Annotated in this window: 14 protein-coding genes and 1 tRNA gene; 7 read left to right on the plus strand and 8 right to left on the minus strand. The window is 41.6% G+C overall.

The window, feature by feature from the left end:
- Positions 1–877: 877 nt before the first annotated feature.
- Positions 878–1,891 (plus strand): succinate dehydrogenase/fumarate reductase iron-sulfur subunit, encoded by a 1,014-nt coding sequence (locus tag H6G74_RS00670; RefSeq protein WP_190966091.1) that lies wholly within the window; start codon positions 878–880, stop codon positions 1,889–1,891.
- Between the two features lie 165 nt (positions 1,892–2,056).
- On the opposite strand, the gene H6G74_RS00675 is transcribed toward H6G74_RS00670, so the two are convergent.
- The 4 genes from H6G74_RS00675 to psbX all read right to left on the minus strand — a co-directional run bounded on the left by H6G74_RS00675 (position 2,057) and on the right by psbX (position 4,580).
- Positions 2,057–2,584, minus strand: a complete 528-nt coding sequence (locus H6G74_RS00675) for a TolB family protein (protein ID WP_190965838.1) — start codon at positions 2,582–2,584, stop codon at positions 2,057–2,059.
- Between the two features lie 87 nt (positions 2,585–2,671).
- Complete coding sequence (locus H6G74_RS00680; RefSeq protein ID WP_190965839.1) at positions 2,672–3,235, minus strand: TolB family protein; 564 nt, start codon at positions 3,233–3,235, stop codon at positions 2,672–2,674.
- Positions 3,236–3,286: 51 nt separating this feature from the next.
- Complete coding sequence (locus H6G74_RS00685; RefSeq protein ID WP_190965840.1) at positions 3,287–4,204, minus strand: Ycf66 family protein; 918 nt, start codon at positions 4,202–4,204, stop codon at positions 3,287–3,289.
- A gap of 256 nt (positions 4,205–4,460) precedes the next feature.
- Positions 4,461–4,580: a photosystem II reaction center X protein gene (gene psbX / locus H6G74_RS00690; RefSeq protein WP_015112477.1), complete on the minus strand. Its 120-nt coding sequence runs from the start codon at positions 4,578–4,580 to the stop codon at positions 4,461–4,463.
- A gap of 393 nt (positions 4,581–4,973) precedes the next feature.
- Between psbX and H6G74_RS00695 the strand changes: the two genes are divergently transcribed.
- Entirely contained in the window at positions 4,974–5,267 is a 294-nt protein-coding gene (locus H6G74_RS00695) for a YggT family protein (protein ID WP_190965841.1), read from the plus strand.
- A 164-nt stretch (positions 5,268–5,431) separates the two neighbouring features.
- On the opposite strand, the gene H6G74_RS00700 is transcribed toward H6G74_RS00695, so the two are convergent.
- The 3 genes from H6G74_RS00700 to accC form a co-directional block, all read right to left on the minus strand.
- Positions 5,432–6,166, minus strand: a complete 735-nt coding sequence (locus H6G74_RS00700) for an HNH endonuclease (RefSeq protein ID WP_190965842.1) — start codon at positions 6,164–6,166, stop codon at positions 5,432–5,434.
- Positions 6,138–7,085 carry a DNA adenine methylase gene (locus H6G74_RS00705; protein ID WP_190965843.1) on the minus strand — a complete coding sequence of 316 codons (948 nt, stop codon included), beginning with the start codon at positions 7,083–7,085 and terminating at the stop codon, positions 6,138–6,140. Before H6G74_RS00705 ends, H6G74_RS00700 begins: the two co-directional genes overlap by 29 nt.
- A 140-nt stretch (positions 7,086–7,225) precedes the next feature.
- Entirely contained in the window at positions 7,226–8,569 is a 1,344-nt protein-coding gene (accC, locus tag H6G74_RS00710) for an acetyl-CoA carboxylase biotin carboxylase subunit (RefSeq protein ID WP_190965844.1), read from the minus strand.
- A 433-nt stretch (positions 8,570–9,002) separates the two neighbouring features.
- On the opposite strand from accC, the gene H6G74_RS00715 reads away from it, so the two are divergent.
- The 5 genes from H6G74_RS00715 to tilS all read left to right on the plus strand — a co-directional run bounded on the left by H6G74_RS00715 (position 9,003) and on the right by tilS (position 14,822).
- Positions 9,003–9,083, plus strand: a tRNA-Leu gene (locus H6G74_RS00715).
- A 183-nt stretch (positions 9,084–9,266) separates the two neighbouring features.
- The gene (locus H6G74_RS00720) at positions 9,267–9,896 is read left to right on the plus strand and encodes a chorismate lyase (protein ID WP_190591155.1); all 630 of its coding nucleotides are present in this window, start codon (positions 9,267–9,269) and stop codon (positions 9,894–9,896) included.
- A gap of 653 nt (positions 9,897–10,549) precedes the next feature.
- The gene (locus tag H6G74_RS00725) at positions 10,550–12,298 is read left to right on the plus strand and encodes a DUF3352 domain-containing protein (RefSeq protein ID WP_190965845.1); all 1,749 of its coding nucleotides are present in this window, start codon (positions 10,550–10,552) and stop codon (positions 12,296–12,298) included.
- 214 nt (positions 12,299–12,512) lie between these two features.
- Complete coding sequence (gene ccsB / locus H6G74_RS00730) at positions 12,513–13,568, plus strand: c-type cytochrome biogenesis protein CcsB (RefSeq protein WP_190965846.1); 1,056 nt, start codon at positions 12,513–12,515, stop codon at positions 13,566–13,568.
- 255 nt (positions 13,569–13,823) lie between these two features.
- Positions 13,824–14,822 carry a tRNA lysidine(34) synthetase TilS gene (tilS, locus tag H6G74_RS00735; RefSeq protein ID WP_190965847.1) on the plus strand — a complete coding sequence of 333 codons (999 nt, stop codon included), beginning with the start codon at positions 13,824–13,826 and terminating at the stop codon, positions 14,820–14,822.
- Positions 14,823–14,856: 34 nt separating this feature from the next.
- On the opposite strand, the gene hmpF is transcribed toward tilS, so the two are convergent.
- Positions 14,857–16,614, minus strand: a complete 1,758-nt coding sequence (gene hmpF / locus H6G74_RS00740) for a pilus motility taxis protein HmpF (RefSeq protein WP_190965848.1) — start codon at positions 16,612–16,614, stop codon at positions 14,857–14,859.
- Positions 16,615–16,879: the final 265 nt, after the last annotated feature.

Genomic DNA, 16,879 nt, shown 5'->3' on the forward strand with positions numbered 1-16,879 from the left:
TGAGACTAGTTTTGTTACTTCGTAATTTTATATTAAATACTAGCATGGACTAATAATAGCAAAATAATTGTTTATGTTTGAATTTAATTTACAGACAAACTTTTATTTCAATCATTTAACTTAACGAGGTAACAAGCAGTCAGGATTTTCATCCGGGTTTATTAGCTACCATGCGTATTACGGCATCACTTTTATAAAAATTCATCTAAATTTAGATCGGTAGTTTTGAGCAAGTGCCATTCTTTGATATTAGAGATAGAGAAGAAACAAAAATACAAAGCGGTTTCACCTGCGCGTTTATCCTCACAAGACAAACCACCTCTCAAGCATTTTGAGTGTCTGTCTATGGGAAGAATAAATATCTTGCACATCTGTCAAGTGCTTGATTACCGCCATCAGATGTTTATTATCAGCTTTCAAACTTCCATATCAGCCAAAATTAACCGTTGGGAATTAGTTTCCTAATTTCTCCAATAAGTAGATTTTAGCTATGAGCCTGATGGATATAAAGATGTATTAAGCAGATGAAGTGTAGGAAATGGGAATATTATCGTTATGTAGATAATTAACTTGAGTTGGTCTCCCGAAAAACTCTTTTATTTATAACTCCTAAACAGGTAAGCTGAACAATCAGCTGCGATCGCCTGTTTGCTACTAAAGCTCAGAGCTTAACATAAATCTCGGACATGGTGCTAATACAACTAAAATTTTAATGGTTATCCTGGAACTATAATTCAGTAGCTCTTTGCTCATCAGCCTTTTAACACTCGGCTTGGAATTAAGAGCAACAAGAGTATAACTCAATTTTCGCACCTACTAGCCTTGAGTTATGATTTTTCAAGCTGGTAAAGCAATTTTAAGACTTTGGTTGGTGGTAATGGAAGTTATTTTTAAGGTTATTCGACAGCAACAAAATTTTCTACCTGTGGTGCAAACTTACCCACTAGAGGTAGACCCTGGTAATACAATCCTTGACTGTCTAAATCGCATTAAATGGGAGCAAGACGGTACATTAGCATTTCGCAAAAATTGCCGCAATACTATATGTGGTAGTTGTGCAATGCGAATTAATGGGCGTTCGGCTTTAGCTTGTAAAGAAAACGTCGGAAGTGAAATAGCTAGATTACAGCAAATTCAATCTTTGACCAATACAGAAAATCCCAATTTAGAAATCACAGTTGCGCCCCTGGGTAACATGCCTGTGATTAAAGATTTAGTGGTAGATATGAGCAGTTTTTGGGATAATTTGGAAGCTATTGCTCCTTATGTTAGTACAGCAGCCAGACAAATTCCAGAACGAGAATTTTTACAAACACCCCAAGAGCGATCGCTTTTAGATCAAACTGGTAACTGTATTATGTGTGGTGCTTGTTATTCTGAATGCAACGCCCGCGAAGTGAATCCCGATTTTGTTGGCCCCCATGCTTTAGCTAAAGCCTATCGAATGGTTGCAGATTCTCGTGATAGTAATACAAAAAATCGCTTAGAAAATTACAACGAAGGTACTAAAGGAGTGTGGGGTTGCACTCGCTGTTTATATTGCGATTCCGTTTGTCCAATGGAAGTCGCCCCCCTCGAACAAATTACCAAAATTAAACAAGAAATTCTCTCTCATAAACCAACATCTGATACCCGTTCCCTTCGTCACCGCAAAGTTTTGGTGGAATTAGTCAAAGAAGGTGGCTGGATTGATGAACGCCAATTTGGTTTGCAAGTTGTGGGTAATTATTTCCGTGACTTAAGAGGATTATTAAGTCTCGCACCTCTGGGATTAAGAATGATCGCCAAAGGAAAATTCCCCTTGTCTTTTGAACCATCAGAAGGGACAGAACAAGTGCGATCGCTCATTGAAGCGGTACAGAAAATTAAGGGAGTAGGGAATGGGGAGTAGGGAGTGTGGGGAGAGAGGGGAGTGTGGGGAGTGTGGGGGGAAAGATTTCTTTACCATCCTCCCACCCTTCCCACCCCTCCCACACTTCCCACCCCTCATACCCCTAAACCCTATATCTAAAACCTTATTCCCCACTCCCAACTCCCAACTCCCAACTCCCTATTTTTATCGAGGATCTTGGGGTATATCCAAGGGTCGCCCAAAACGGTCATAAACTAAAATATCCCACTGCCCGTTATTACTCGACTCAAAGGCAATGCGACTACCATCAGCACTAATAGTCGGGTGACGAACTTCGGCTTGCAAATTATTAGTCAAATTGCGAGATTGACGGGTTTCGCGGTCATATAAAAAAATCGCCGATCGCCCTTGACGACTAGCCGCAAACACAACATAACGACCATCTTGGGACACGCTGGGGTGAGAGGCGATCGTATCTAAAGCATTTAAACCAGGTAAATCAATTAAATTGCGCGTCAGGGTATCAAACATATAAACATCTTGACTACCCCGGCGATCGCTAATAAAAACAATATATCTCCCAGAAGTTTGCGGATTTAACTCCGAAGCCAAACTATTCATACTCCGCCCCCCCGGATCAAACGGATAACTCACCAACCGGGGATAGCCAAAACAACCAGTTAGTAAACTACAGCAAGCAAATATAGGGATAAAAATAGTACGTTTGGTCATTAGTCAATAGTCATTTGTCCTTTGTGAATTTCCCCTCATCTCCCTGTCTCCCTTGTCTTCCTTGTCCCCCAAATCTCTCTTATCTCCTCAATTCGTCGGTGCATCCACCGTCGCCCCATTGGGAATATCTAATTCAATATTCGGACCACGGTCTAAAACTTCAATATCCCATTGACCACGGCTGGCTGTTTCAAACACAACATAGCGTCCATTAGGGCTAATCCCAGGACTTCGCACCCAGCCACGATAGGCAGGTGTGAGAATTTGCGACTGTTGTATGGCGCGATCGTAAAGGGCTACCACTGGTCTACCTTGGTCGCTCGTTAAATAAACAATATAACGCCCTGTATAGCTCAAGCTAGGGCTTTCACTAATCGTTTCTGGTCGATTTAAACCCGGAGTTCTCACAAATGTTTGCTGTTGCAAATCATATATGAGCAATTGGTGACTACCATTACGATTTGAAACAAACGCCAAGAACCGACCGTTACCACTTAACGTCGGTTGTTCTTCTGTATAACGGCTGTTTAACGAAGTCGGCCTCAGGGGAATCTCACTGGCACCACAAGATACAAGTAAGCTACTCAAGCCAAAAATCAGGCTCCAATGAATCGGTCTTTGGAGCCACACAATAGGCGTAAATTTTTTCACCTCTACTGTTATTTTTTACATCGCCTCTAGCTTACATCCATCCCACCAGTTTTAGACATCATCAAAATTAGTTGAATTATCCGATTCATCATCAGACTGGTCAATTGGCTTGTATGGAACGTAATCTGCGGGGATGACATCATCATCTACACTTTCGCGGCGTGAACTTGTCTCAGCAGATGGACGACGCTTTCTGGGTCTAGCCGGAACATCATCTTCCCGGCTTTCAGGACGCTGATTACCGTTACTTCCACGACGCGCAGGTTTTCTCCCTTCATCACTGGGACTTTCCCAATCATCTACCTGTCTTGTGGAAGCAGAACCCCAACTTCCTTCATCTTCATATCTCTCAGTGGAACGGCTATTGGAACGAGTAGAAGTCCGGCGACGATTTTTATCAGTTGTGTCTGTCCGTTCATTGCTCGGACGACGATTGGAGCGACGGGGTGGTTGCTCCTCATTGTAGTCATCACGGGATGAGCGTTCATCTCTGCTACCCCGAATTCTAGGACGTGCTGGAGGTTCTTCTTCCTCATAAGGTAGTGGTTCGTACTCGTCTTCTACCTCAGCTTCATAGTCTTTGCGCGACCTCCTATTATATGAATAGTTATCGCTGACTTCCCGTTCTCTATCCACAATTGGAGTGTTGCGCTTGGCTTGCTGAGTAGCAATGCTACGTAGGCGAATACTTTCCACCGCAAAAAACACCGTTGTTCCCACCAACAGCAATTGACCAAATTGCAAAATTGGGTCTAACCGCCATCCTTGGAAAATCAAAATAAAGCCGCAGAGTAAACCTACAGCCGCAAAAAAGATATCTTGATCTCGTGAAAGTTCTGGGCGTACAGTCCGCATAAAATACAGTGCTGCCCCAGCCACAGCCAGGAAAATTCCTAGAATACTGGCTGAGTTCGTTCCCACATTGACCTGAGCCAGAACACTGGCTGAGTTCAGCCCAAAATTTAGCATTGTTCTTTATCCCAATATCACAATCTATGTTAGCGAGTCAAAATTAAAATCACTACTTTAATTAATCACAATATAGTTGAGCTTCACGGCTTTTGGCTCAGAAGGTCTGAAGCTTTTTAATCATTGCCAGCCAAAAAAATTTGTATCTGTCAGCTAAGTATACCCTGTCCTCACAAGGAAGATTGCTAATGTGAATGCAATTAGGTAATTAGCTGACAGAATACTGGTCTTAGAGTCTAATTGACTCGACAAAAGATTAAGAACGTTGGATTTTATCTTTTTGGCTAATGAAAATTAGCCCAACAGTAGCAGGGATAACAACGATCGCAGTACCCCAAGCCAGACTCCAAAGAAAATTTGCTAAAGATGGTGTCATTGTTCTCAACCTTTTTTTACACACTTCATCATAATTCTAATAGTGTAGTACTTCCTTGAGAAGCCTTTTGGCATAAGCTTTAAAACCAGAAAATTCAGGCTAGGGGCTAGGGATGAATATTTATCGCTCCGTATTTCCTGCAACTAGACACAAATTATTTTCACAAAAATCTCTAAAAATCTTAATATTTAGCCAAAGTGGTGCTTTTGTATTGATTGTGACCAATTTTAGCGGAATGGTCAACGTCGCCAGATTTATCTGTGGAGTCAATCTAAAATCCAAAATTGGTTGACTGGCATTTGCCATAAAATATATCTATAAGCTTTACAAACCTTCAAACTTTCTTATTTACTTCTCGGAATTTTCTTCGTTCAAAAATAGTAGCGCAAACAGATGACTGGTGTTAACTTGACCATTTGGACTCTCGGCCCCCTGTTGGGACTGATGACATTTCTCTTTATTTTCCGCATTGTTCTGACTTGGTATCCCCAAGCCGACTTAAATAAGTTGCCCTTTAATCTCATAGCTTGGCCGACAGAGCCATTTTTAGTACCTTTACGTAAGCTAGTACCACCAATAGGCGGGGTGGACATTACCCCAATTATTTGGGTAGGGATTTTCAGCTTGCTGCGGGAAGTTCTCTTAGGTCAGCAAGGATTAATCACGATGATGTCTCATGCCAGCTAGGGGATAGGGGAGGATGCGATCGCTCAATTATGGATCATATTTGGGAAGGGCGATCGCAATCAAACACAAAAAATCTCAAAAGTCAGGCTGGCTCACAAGAACCTCCAAAAACCATTGCGAGAGTTTCGCTCCATAATCTCTATTTTGTCTGCACCAAAGTAGTTTTAGCCGTCGCCATCACGATTTATCTCACGCTCAATAATTTCTTTGACAAACTCTGGCAGTTCCTTTCTTATACTGATAGCTCTTTGCTTGAGTTTTTCATAAATCTCAATATCGTTACTTTCCCAAAGAAGGTCTATTCTTCTAACTGGACGCATTGCAATATGCTCATAGTTTTCTGGGTATGCCCAGTAGCATGACAAGCAAATCAACTTATCTTTGATGTTCTTCCAATTTTCACAATGTTCACATGACCAGGATTTAGCTCGGTTAGCAGAACCACAAAGCAACATAAAGTTTTCTGGATCTATATCTGGCTCACCATCAACTTCAAAAGGGACACGATGATCAATTTGTAACTCCCGTTCATCTACCACTTCAAGATAAATAAAACACTTACATCCGTATCTGCTGATCAGCACCTCTTTAATCTGCTTAGATAAACCTGTCCTTCCAGAAAGACGAGTGAATCTTGCCTTGCTAATATCTCCAAACCGATATGCAGCTATTTTTCTACCGTCACTTCCTGTAACGCGAAAAGTCTCCAACGGGATACCATTTTCTCTAACGTCCCTAGCAGCTCTTGGAGGATGGTTATAACCGTAGGTTTCTTTCAATTCCTCAGTTGTGATAAATCCGTGTTGCAAAATATGATCAATAACAGCCCTTGGTCTTTTCGCCTTTATTGAGCGGCAAAGTTTTAAGAAGTCATCTGGTAGCTGCTGCGAATTCTCCATGTTTTTCCAAGAGGCTTAGTTGCTTTGGTTTTTTGCCAATATAGCTGAAATCTTTGATTTGAGGATTCATCTTGCTTCTAGATAAACTGGGCGACAAGTACAATGATTCAACGGTGGTTTCTTTTTTGCCAAGCAGTGTAGACTGTGATGATCTTCCAACTTCGATTTCGATTCTTTCAAGACTTAAGCTCAGAGGAAGAACCTTGCCGAAAGTCTTATCACCTAGCTTACCGTCGTAACTAATAGCAAACACGGCTCCTTTTCGATTTAGCTGTTCAATAGCTAAGACAAAATCATCGAAATCTATTCCAGATAAATATCTTGAATCTCTTTTTCCACATACCCCTTGATACGGGGGATCAATATAGATGAAATCACTATCCTGAATTTGCTCTAATACTTCTCTATAATCAAAACTTGTAAACTTGCATCTGCCTTTTAGGAGACTGGATACACCTGCTATATTTTTTTTCATTGTCTCAGGTCGTGTTCCTTTTCGCCTTTTATCTGGGCTTTGGTTAAATAAACCCTCTGAATTATAACGGACTGAACCTTTAACACATCTTGCTAGCAAGTAAAGGAATAATTTCGGATCATTAGTCTTATTAAATTGTGTTCTGACTTCAAAATAATGAGCTATGGAATCGGTATGTTGCTCATTCCATAGTTCTGAATAAAAATCTGCTATTTCGTTTGGATTTTCTATTGCTAGTTCTAGTAGTTCAATTAGAGGCTTATTCAGATCATTGAGCCAAAAACTGTGGGCAATTCGATTTGCAGATGTAGCCACGCTAATTGCGCCAGTGCCAGCAAAAGGCTCTACCAATCTATTGATCTTTTTAGGAAGGAACGAGAGGATATGCTTTGCTAAATTCCTCTTGCTACCTTGATATTGAATGAAATGAGGTAGATTTGCCATCACAACACAATAACAAATAATCTTGAGGCAGAACATCAACTAAACTGAATGCGTGAATGGTAAAGGGACAGGTAGTGAACTGAAAATAAGATATTTCTCAGCCTTTTACGCCTTCCCTTTACCTTCTATTTCCTAATCTCCTAAAGTTTCATTTCTTGAATGAAATTGGTGTAAACATTGCCTTGTAAAAACTGTTGGTTTTCCATAATTCTTTGATGAAAACCAATAGTTGTTGGTAGTCCCGTAATAGCACACTCCCGCAGGGCGCGTTTCATCCTGGTAATAGCAGTGGCACGATCTGGCCCCCAAACGATAAGCTTACCAATTAAAGAATCGTAGTAGGGGGGAATTTGGTAATCGGTGTAAACGTGGGAATCAATTCGCACGCCAGGGCCACCGGGGGGAAGATAACCGCTAATGCGTCCTGGGGCGGGACGGAAGTCGTGGTCTGGGTCTTCAGCGTTGATGCGGCATTCTATGGCATGACCACGCAAAATTACTTGGTCTTGAGTTAGCCTGAGTCTTTCGCCTTGAGCCACCCGAATTTGTTCGGCTACTAAGTCCACACCAGTAATCATTTCGGTGACAGGATGCTCTACTTGAATGCGGGTGTTCATTTCCATAAAGTAGAAGTTACCCGACCGATCTAAGAGAAATTCAATCGTACCTGCTCCAGTAAAGTTAATAAACTGGGCAGCTTTGACCGCAGCTTGTCCCATTTTCTCGCGCAGGTCTGGATCAAGGGCCGGACTAGGGGCTTCTTCTAATAATTTTTGGTTGCGGCGTTGAATAGAACAATCCCGTTCACCCAAGTGAATCACATTGCCATAGTTATCTGCCAAAATTTGAAATTCAATATGGCGGGGACGTTCAATAAATTTTTCGATATAAACGCCGGAATTACCAAAGGCTGCACCAGCTTCACCTTGAGCAGCTAAAAACAGTTTGACAAATTCTTCTTCCGAACGTACTAAGCGCATCCCCCGTCCACCGCCGCCAGCCGTGGCTTTAATCATCACGGGATAGCCAATTTCTTTCGCCAGTGCTAATCCTTCTTGCTCTGACTCGACTAAACCATCACTCCCCGGTACTGTTGGCACTCCAGCTTTTTGCATGGTTTCTTTGGCTGTGGATTTATCTCCCATCAAGCGAATTGCTTCTGGAGTCGGGCCAATAAATGCAATATGATGATCTGCACAAATTTCGGCAAATTTGGCATTTTCTGACAAAAAACCATAGCCAGGATGAATGGCAGTGGCATTCCGGGTCAAGGCGGCAGCAATGATGTTGGGAATATTTAAATAACTTTTACTGCTGGCAGGCTCACCAATACAAACGGCTTCATCAGCCAGCTGCACATGGAGCGCATTCCGATCAACAGTGGAGTGAACCGCAACAGTCGCTATTCCCATTTCTTCACAGGCGCGGAGAATACGAAGGGCGATTTCTCCCCGATTAGCAATTAGTATTTTGTCAAACTTCATTTTGGAGTTTCGATATTAGTACCAGTAGATTGACATTTTCTCTTATCTGATTTGCAACAAAGCTTTGACTTGGTTACAAATGACAATGAGAGTTTTTTCAGCAGCATCCTGAGCAGTATATATACGCCCTTCGCAGTTTCACAAAGGTCAGGACTGCCAGGGAGTCTCTACGGGTCTTAACCAGATTAACAGCTTCACATCTGCTTGTCTGTGCCAGTTTCCCGAACGAGGCTGTGGTGAGTGCGGAACATCTTAAAGTAGCTATACCCCTTTTAATATCACTTGTGGCGCTATTACATTTCTGTTAGTCTGATATCCACCTTCGGGAAAGTTGCGAACATGTTCACTTAAATTTTTGGTAAATTTTGCAAAATTAGATATTACCTTACTATAATCACTTTGTTGTGCTATATTAGTTCTTCAGTGAACTCTCGCGGATGTGGCGGAATTGGTATACGCGCACGCTTGAGGTGCGTGTGGCTTTGCCTTGCGAGTTCGAGTCTCGCCATCCGCATTTTTGATGAAAAGGGAACAGGGAAGACTTCGACAACCTTCCTGTTTCCGCCCCGCAAGGGCTTGGTCAATGGTTACAAGTGAATGGTCAATAGTTAAGCAATGCCTAACTACTGATTATCAGCTTTGAACTATTGACTTTTTTTGTGCTTTTATAGAGATAGATGAACTTTTGTAAATAAAATTGACTGCTATTTTTACTCTGACGAACAATCCCGCGCTGCCAACAGCTTGGCACCGTCTAACTCCGATTTGGCAAGGAGACGAAGAAGTTATCCAAAAGAGTTTACCCCACACACAGTTAGCTCCTGCTTGGCAACTGCTGTTGTTGGGGGATGGTTCCCCGACTCGGCATTTAGAATTGCTGACGGGTGAACCAACAGAAGTAGATGTGATTGATATGTCATTGATTGGCACTGATTTAGATGATGCGCCTGATTTAATTCAAGCTGTGCCAGGGCCAAGACTGCGCCGCCAGGTGTGGTTGCGTACTGCATCGGGGCAGAGATTGGCTTATGCGACATCTTGGTGGGAAGCCAGCCATGTAGATGAGTATTTACAAAATCGTTCGTTGCCAATTTGGGCGAGTTTGGCACGTCTCCGCACAGAGTTATATCGGGATGTGCGCGGTATTTACTATGGCAACTCGGCGGCGTTGGAGTCTGGTTTTGATGTGCCTGGGCCGTTTTGGGGTCGTCACTACTTGTTTTGGCATCATGGACAACCGCTAACTTTAATTTATGAGGTGTTTTCGCCGTATTTAACCAAGTATTTGGGGCCGATGCAGTTGAGTGGGACGAATGGCAAAGTGTAGAATGCAGTGGCGATCGCTACAGTCAAATTCAACTCTGATTAGGTAATAAAATTTACCGGAACTAAGAAAAGTTAAATTTATCTAAAAATTATCTCTAGATGGCGGATTCATTTACCGCGTTCTAGCTAATATTAAGCGTCAAAATATCCCTAAATCGCCAAAAATTGAGTTTTGCTAATTTTGGTAAAAATAGTCATCAGTAATTATGATTTCAAAAATTAGCGCATTTCAGCTATATTTTTGAGCGTAAAATATAGAAGAATTTAGATGTATCAGTATTAAAAATTACAAATTACTGGCAACTTGCAGCTTTTTTGAGTTAGTTATATCCTCATAATGCTGAGAATAAAGTTGAAAACTTATATTGATTCGTAGTATGAATGCGTAAATTATTACAGAGTTCTCTAAGCTTGACTGACTCAAAAAACTTTTAGAGAAAAGTTGCCTGCGAAATAGAATAAATCATGTTAAAAAGATTAACTAACAACAAAATCACTACTTTTAAAGAAAAAATAGCTAAGGTTAATTACCAAAGTATCAACAAAAGTTCAGGGTAGAGAAAATTATGGAGAAACTGCCCAGAAGAAGGGTAAAAGCTTAAGTTTACTTGGTCAAGCAGGTAAAAAGTTCGCAAGTATGAGGTATTGGTTTCAATGGCGCTGCCTATTGTGTCTGTTCCCGTGAAGAAAAAACAGAAACCGTCTTTGGCAATGACGCTCTCGGCTACTGGTTTATTAATTATTGGTGGCGGAGTAGCCTATAGATTGTTCAGCCAGGGGCATTTTTCTGGAAATTTATTACTAGGTGCAAATATTATTCCGAATGATGCACTGTTTGCGGCTTCTGTGACTACAGATCCCAAGCAATGGCAGAAATTGCAGGAATTCGGCACAAAAGAATCGCAAGCACAACTCAATCAAACTTTAATTCAGTTGCGCGATCGCTTTCTGACGAATAATGGTTTTAATTTTGAGCAAGATATTCAACCTTGGGTAGACAAAGAAGTTACCTTTGCGATTTTAGCTCCCGAAACAAATCAGCCTGCTTCTAAGCCTGTAGCTACCGATAGCCTTACGCCTGACAGCCAGCAGTCAATGGTGATGGTTTTACCTGTGAAAAATTCAGACTTAGCGCAAAAAATTTTGGCACAACCCAAAGCCTTAAAAACAGGTAAATGGATTGACCGCACCTATCAAGGAGTCCCCATCAAACAAAGCGAAGGGGAATTTGGGACAAACCTTTCCGCCACATTGCTAGATCAACGCTTCCTGGTGATTACCGATAACCCGAAAGCCACGGAACGGGCAATTGATGCCTACAAAAATCAAACATCTCTAGCAACAGTTGGCAGTTTCGCTGAGAATTTCCCCAAAATTTCTGAGTCTAATTCTTTTGCTCAATTTTACGTCAACGTCCCCAATGCTGCCAAAATTGCGACTAAAGCTCCAAATCGACGTTTACCAGCCCAAGTTTTAGCACAACTGCAAAATAACCAAGGTTTAGCGGGAGCGATTAGTTTAGAGTCAGATGGCATACGTTTAAAGGGCGTTTCGTGGCTGAATCCTCAAAGCCAGCGTCTACTGTCGGTGGATAACTCAGCAGGTAATATGCAGCAGCGAATGCCAGCAGAAACCTTGATGATGTTATCTGGTAGTAATTTACAACGGCTGTGGGGAGACTATATTCTCACATCCCAAGGAAATCCGCTTTCACCCGTATCTCCAGAACAATTACGTAGTGGTGTGAAATCACTGACGAATCTCGATTTGGAACGAGATTTACTCAGTTGGATGAAAGGTGAATTTGCTGTCTCACTGATTCCAAATGTACCAAAAAATGGCACACCAGGAGATTTTAGAGCCGGATTGGTATTCATGGTCAAAGCCAGCGATCGCAAATTAGCTGAAGCATCTCTCCAAAAGCTAGATGACATCATTAAAACTCAATATCAATTTCAAATTCAACCAGGAACAGTTGCAGGTCAACCTGTTGTTAACTGGATTGGGCCTTTCGGCACTTTAACAGCCAGCCACGGTTGGTTAGATCAAGATACTGCTTTTATAGTTTTAGGCGCTCCCGTTACCGATAAAATTGTGCCTAAACCCAGCAGCACATTAGCCAGCAATCTTGCATATCAACAAACTGTGCCGACAGAGTTGAATCCCACGAATAGTGCATTTTTTATAGATGTCGAACGAATGGTAAATAACTTTACCCTCAATACCCTATTTCCCAAACAAAGAACTTTTTTAGAAGCGACTCGTTCCATTGGCGCAACAACCTCAGTGAGTGACAGCCGCAGTACTCGCTATGATATCTTTCTCTCTCTGAAAAAATCGATTAATTCAGCCACTGTACCTAATTCAGAGAATCATCCCAACATTAGTAGTTCAAAACCTTAAACCTTCTGCACCCCCAGAAAACTTTGAGACTATATTGCTCAAAGCTCTGAACAGGCTGGGTTGATACTCAGCACTTCGGAATATTGATTGTGTCAGCTGAATCAATAATCACCACATTAATTTATTGTATCTACCCTGAGTCTCTAATTAAACTCAAGTTAGGATCAAAATAGTTAGAATCGTAACTTTAAGCAATAACGGTGGAGAATACTGTATGAATCTGGTTGGACTCCAGAACTGGCTAGATAATGCCTCATTTGCGGTGTTATTCCTCACCATGTTGGTTTATTGGGGAGGTGCAGCTTTTCCAAATTTACCAGCACTGGGCGCTTTAGGAACAGCTGGAATGGCGATCGCTAATTTGTGTATCGCCACCCTTTTAGGCGCAAGATGGATAGAAGCAGGTTATTTTCCCCTGAGTAACTTGTATGAATCACTGTTTTTTTTGACTTGGGGAATTACAGCAGTTCATTTAATTGCGGAAAATGGTACCCGTAGCCGCTTAGTAGGGGTTTTTACAACGCCTGTAGCAATGGGGATCACTGCCTTTGCTGCCTTGACTCTACCATCCACAATGCAAGCAGCAGAACCATTAGTACCTGCATTAAAGTCTAACTGGCTGATGATGCACGTTAGCGTGATGATGTTGAGCTACTCTGCATTAATGGTAGGTTCAATATTGGCGATCGCTTTTCTGGTTGTAACACGCGGTCAAAAAATCGAGTTACAAGGCAGTTCTGTTGGTACTGGTGGCTACCGCAGTAATGGTTATCGCCTACACAAAGCCGGTGAATTAGTTACTCAACCAGCAACAAATGTCGCTGAAAATAACGGTTCTGCTCGTCGGTTTGAAACCAACACTAACAACGGTAACACCGCAGTTTTAAACTTGGTCACAACTGCACCATCAGAAGCTACAGCAACCGCCGCAGTTTTGTCGCCTCAGCGTCTCAGCCTTGCCGACACCCTAGATAATATTAGCTATCGCATCATTGGCTTAGGCTTTCCCCTACTGACAATTGGGATTATCGCTGGCGGAGTTTGGGCGAATGAAGCTTGGGGTTCTTACTGGAGTTGGGACCCGAAAGAAACTTGGGCTTTAATTACTTGGTTAGTTTTTGCAGCTTACCTCCACGCTAGAATTACCCGTGGTTGGCAAGGTCGTCGCCCCGCAATTTTAGCCGCTAGTGGCTTTGTTGTTGTTTGGATTTGTTATCTGGGTGTGAATCTTTTAGGTAAAGGTTTACATTCTTACGGTTGGTTTTTTTAATAGCTTTAGCCCCTCTTCATGAGTGGAGAGGGGTGAAATTATATTTGATATTTTGTGAATAGATTCTATGTTTTGAAACCGCAGATGCACGCAGCGAAAAGTTGAGCCAGTGCGTTGGGCGGGTTCCCCGACTCCCTCACTGGCGTTGCGTGGGCGGCTCTGCCGACTTGAGCAAACTTTTCAAGACAGATGCACGCGGATAAAATTATCAATTATCTGCGTTCGTCCGCGTGCATCTGCGGTTAATAATTCAAAATGGTATGGACTCCCTTACACGCCAAAATTCATCGCACTATCAAATCACGTCATTTATTTAAACATCAGGAACGGCTATTAGTCGCTGTTTCTGGTGGACAAGATTCTCTATGTTTAATTAAATTACTCTTAGATTTACAACCTAAATGGTCATGGTATATCAGTATTGCTCATTGCGATCATCGTTGGCGTGATGATTCACAAGCGAATGCGAATCATGTAGAAAATTTGGCGAAAAATTGGGGTGTGGATTTTTACTTAGAAACTGCTAAAGAACCTGTAAATAGTGAAGCGGCGGCGCGTGATTGGCGATATCAAGCTTTAAATGCGATCGCTCAAAAATATAATTATCAATATATAGTGACTGGACACATAGCCAGCGATCGCGCCGAAACTCTACTGTACAATTTAATGCGCGGTACTGGCGCTGATGGTTTACAAGCTTTAACTTGGCAACGTCATTTATCGGAAAAAGTTATTTTAATCCGTCCACTGTTGGAAATTACTCGGCAACAAACAGGGCAATTTTGCCAAGATTTTCAATTACCTATTTGGGAAGATTCTACCAACCAAGATATCAAATATTCACGCAACCGTATCCGCCAAGAATTAATTCCCTATTTACAAACCAACTTTAACCCCAAAGTCGAATCAGCATTAGCCCAAACAGCAGAACTTTTGCAAGCAGATGTCGAGTATTTAGAACAAGCAGCCCAGCAGTTGCGGGAAGCAGCCACTATGGGGAGTGGGGAGTGGGGAGTGGGGAGTGGGGATATTGTAAAACTTAATCGTCGCGTATTACAGAAAGCACCATTAGCTTTACAACGGCGGGTGATGCGACAGATATTATTAGAAATCTTACCCGACGCACCTAATTTTGACCATATTGCAAAATTAACAGCTTTAATTATCGCCCCGAACCGTTCCCAAACTGATCCCTTTCCTGGTGGTGCGATCGCTCAAGTCCAAGGCGATTGGATTATCATCAAAGAGACTTGATAAAGTCAAAAATATTTTTCATACTTCAGACTGCTCAAGACGCTATTAATTCCGGCTGAGATGTCATATTTTGCAAAGTTTGACGCATTTCACTAATGGTTTGTAGTTGATAATCACTTACTTCTTGGACTTGCGCCAATGAATCATTAATTCCTTGCAGTTTTTGGCGCAAACCATCCAAAGAATCTTGAATTGGTCGTAAGGCTTCTTGATATAAATTCACTCGCGCCCAAGATTCAGCCACTGCTGTTCGCAAAGATTGTAAATTAGCTTCGAGATTTTTGATTTCTTGTTGTTTTTGGGACAAGTCATGATTTTGATTATCAATCATCCCTTGGTCAAGCTCAATTGCAGACCGCATCTGCTCAATTTCTTGTTCCAGTTGTTGTAATACCTGGGATTGTTGTTGTCGCTGGCTATCAATTTGTAACAAAATTGGCGCAAAATCAATTGTGTTTTCTTCTTCGACGTTGGGGACTGGTTGTCCTTGGCGGCGGAGTAATACATTTTGATGTTGCTTCAGAGCCTTATCACGCTGCAATAAACTCCGGCGTTGACCTTCTAAAGTTTTATTGAGCATTTGATAATGGTCTTTTTCATCTGCCAGTTCCATTTCTAAATTGATATGATCCTGGTCAGAAGCTTGAGTTAGTTTATTTTCTAATTCAGCAATATCCGCTTGTTTATATTGCAGTTCTTGTTCTTGTTCTTGGACAAAGCTAGAGTCGATTTCTAATTTTTTTGCTAAATCTTGAACTATTTTTTGTAGTTCATCTAACGGCATTTTTTCTAATGCTTCTATATCAACTTTATTGCCAGAAATATCACCAGAACTAGCAGCTATATAATTAACTTTTTGATATAAATCTTCTTGCGATTGCAACTGCTCTTTGACTAGTCGAGCATATTCTTGCTTACTGGTAATGGTGGCTAAGTTAATTTTTAATTGAGCAGCTTGCTGTTCTAAAGAATTATGTGCTTGTTGCCATTCATTTTGGCGATCGCTGACAGTTTGCGCCAGACGCTCAACTTCTTCTTGCTGTTGGTTGGCTAATGTTTTTTGTTGCTCTAACTTTTCCCAATGGGGATTTAAAGTTGCTTGTTGCTGTTCAATTAATTCAAAAGCTAAATGCAGATGTTCTCTGACAGTTTCTGTCGGTGCAAATCGGCTAGATAAGCGATTCAATAAATCACTCATCACCCGACTTTGTTCTTCATCTAAAACATTACCTTGTTTGAACTCTGCTTGTCGTTCTTCTAAGCGGCTCTGTTCACCGCGTAGATGCTCCCAAGCACCTTCTAATTCTTGGCGGTTCCGCTCAATTTCCGCTTGTAACTTTTCAATTTCCTCACGGGATGAATCAACTTCTTGTTTCTGTTCCTCTAGGCGTTGACAATCATCCTCCATTTGTTGCAGCTGTTCTAAGCGTGCTTCCATTTCCATTTCTCGGCGATTCATTTCCTGCGCCTGAAATGTTAGCGACTGCTTCCACTGATCAATCTCATCTTCCTTGAGTTTAAATTTTTCTAGCTGCCGCGAAAAATTTTGCAATATATTGACCAATGGCCGTCCTGCTTCTTGAATCCTTTGCACCTGGCGATTCGGATTCAGTTCGACTAGCACTAATGCACCATCATTTAATTTGCTGGCTTCTTCTGCGGTAATCACCTCTTCCGACACAGTACTCCAATTCTGGTCGGTTCGCTGACAAGCTAGCAGTTTTAGTTCGGTTTTAGAACCACCACTAAGTAAGCCGCCCTTCTGCTTTTGTACTTCTGCTAAATACAGCACACCGTTCGTCCTCTTGCGTACTTAATGTCCGTGTTTTTAGATATACTTGAGATACTTATATAAGTTTGTCTTAATTTCACCGTGGTGTAGGAAAAAATATAGACAAGACTATCAATAGACGTGATCATTCACGTCGTCAGATTTCATCAAAGCGATTGAGTCGCGCCTTTATATTTTGTACTGGTGATAGTAATCATGACTTCCGTGTGATCACTAAGTTTATCAAGCAGTATTACGAAAATTTACGGTTTATAGCTAAATGTAT

The organism is Nostoc spongiaeforme FACHB-130, assembly GCF_014698475.1.
GTDB classification, from domain to species: Bacteria; Cyanobacteriota; Cyanobacteriia; order Cyanobacteriales; family Nostocaceae; genus Nostoc_B; species Nostoc_B spongiaeforme.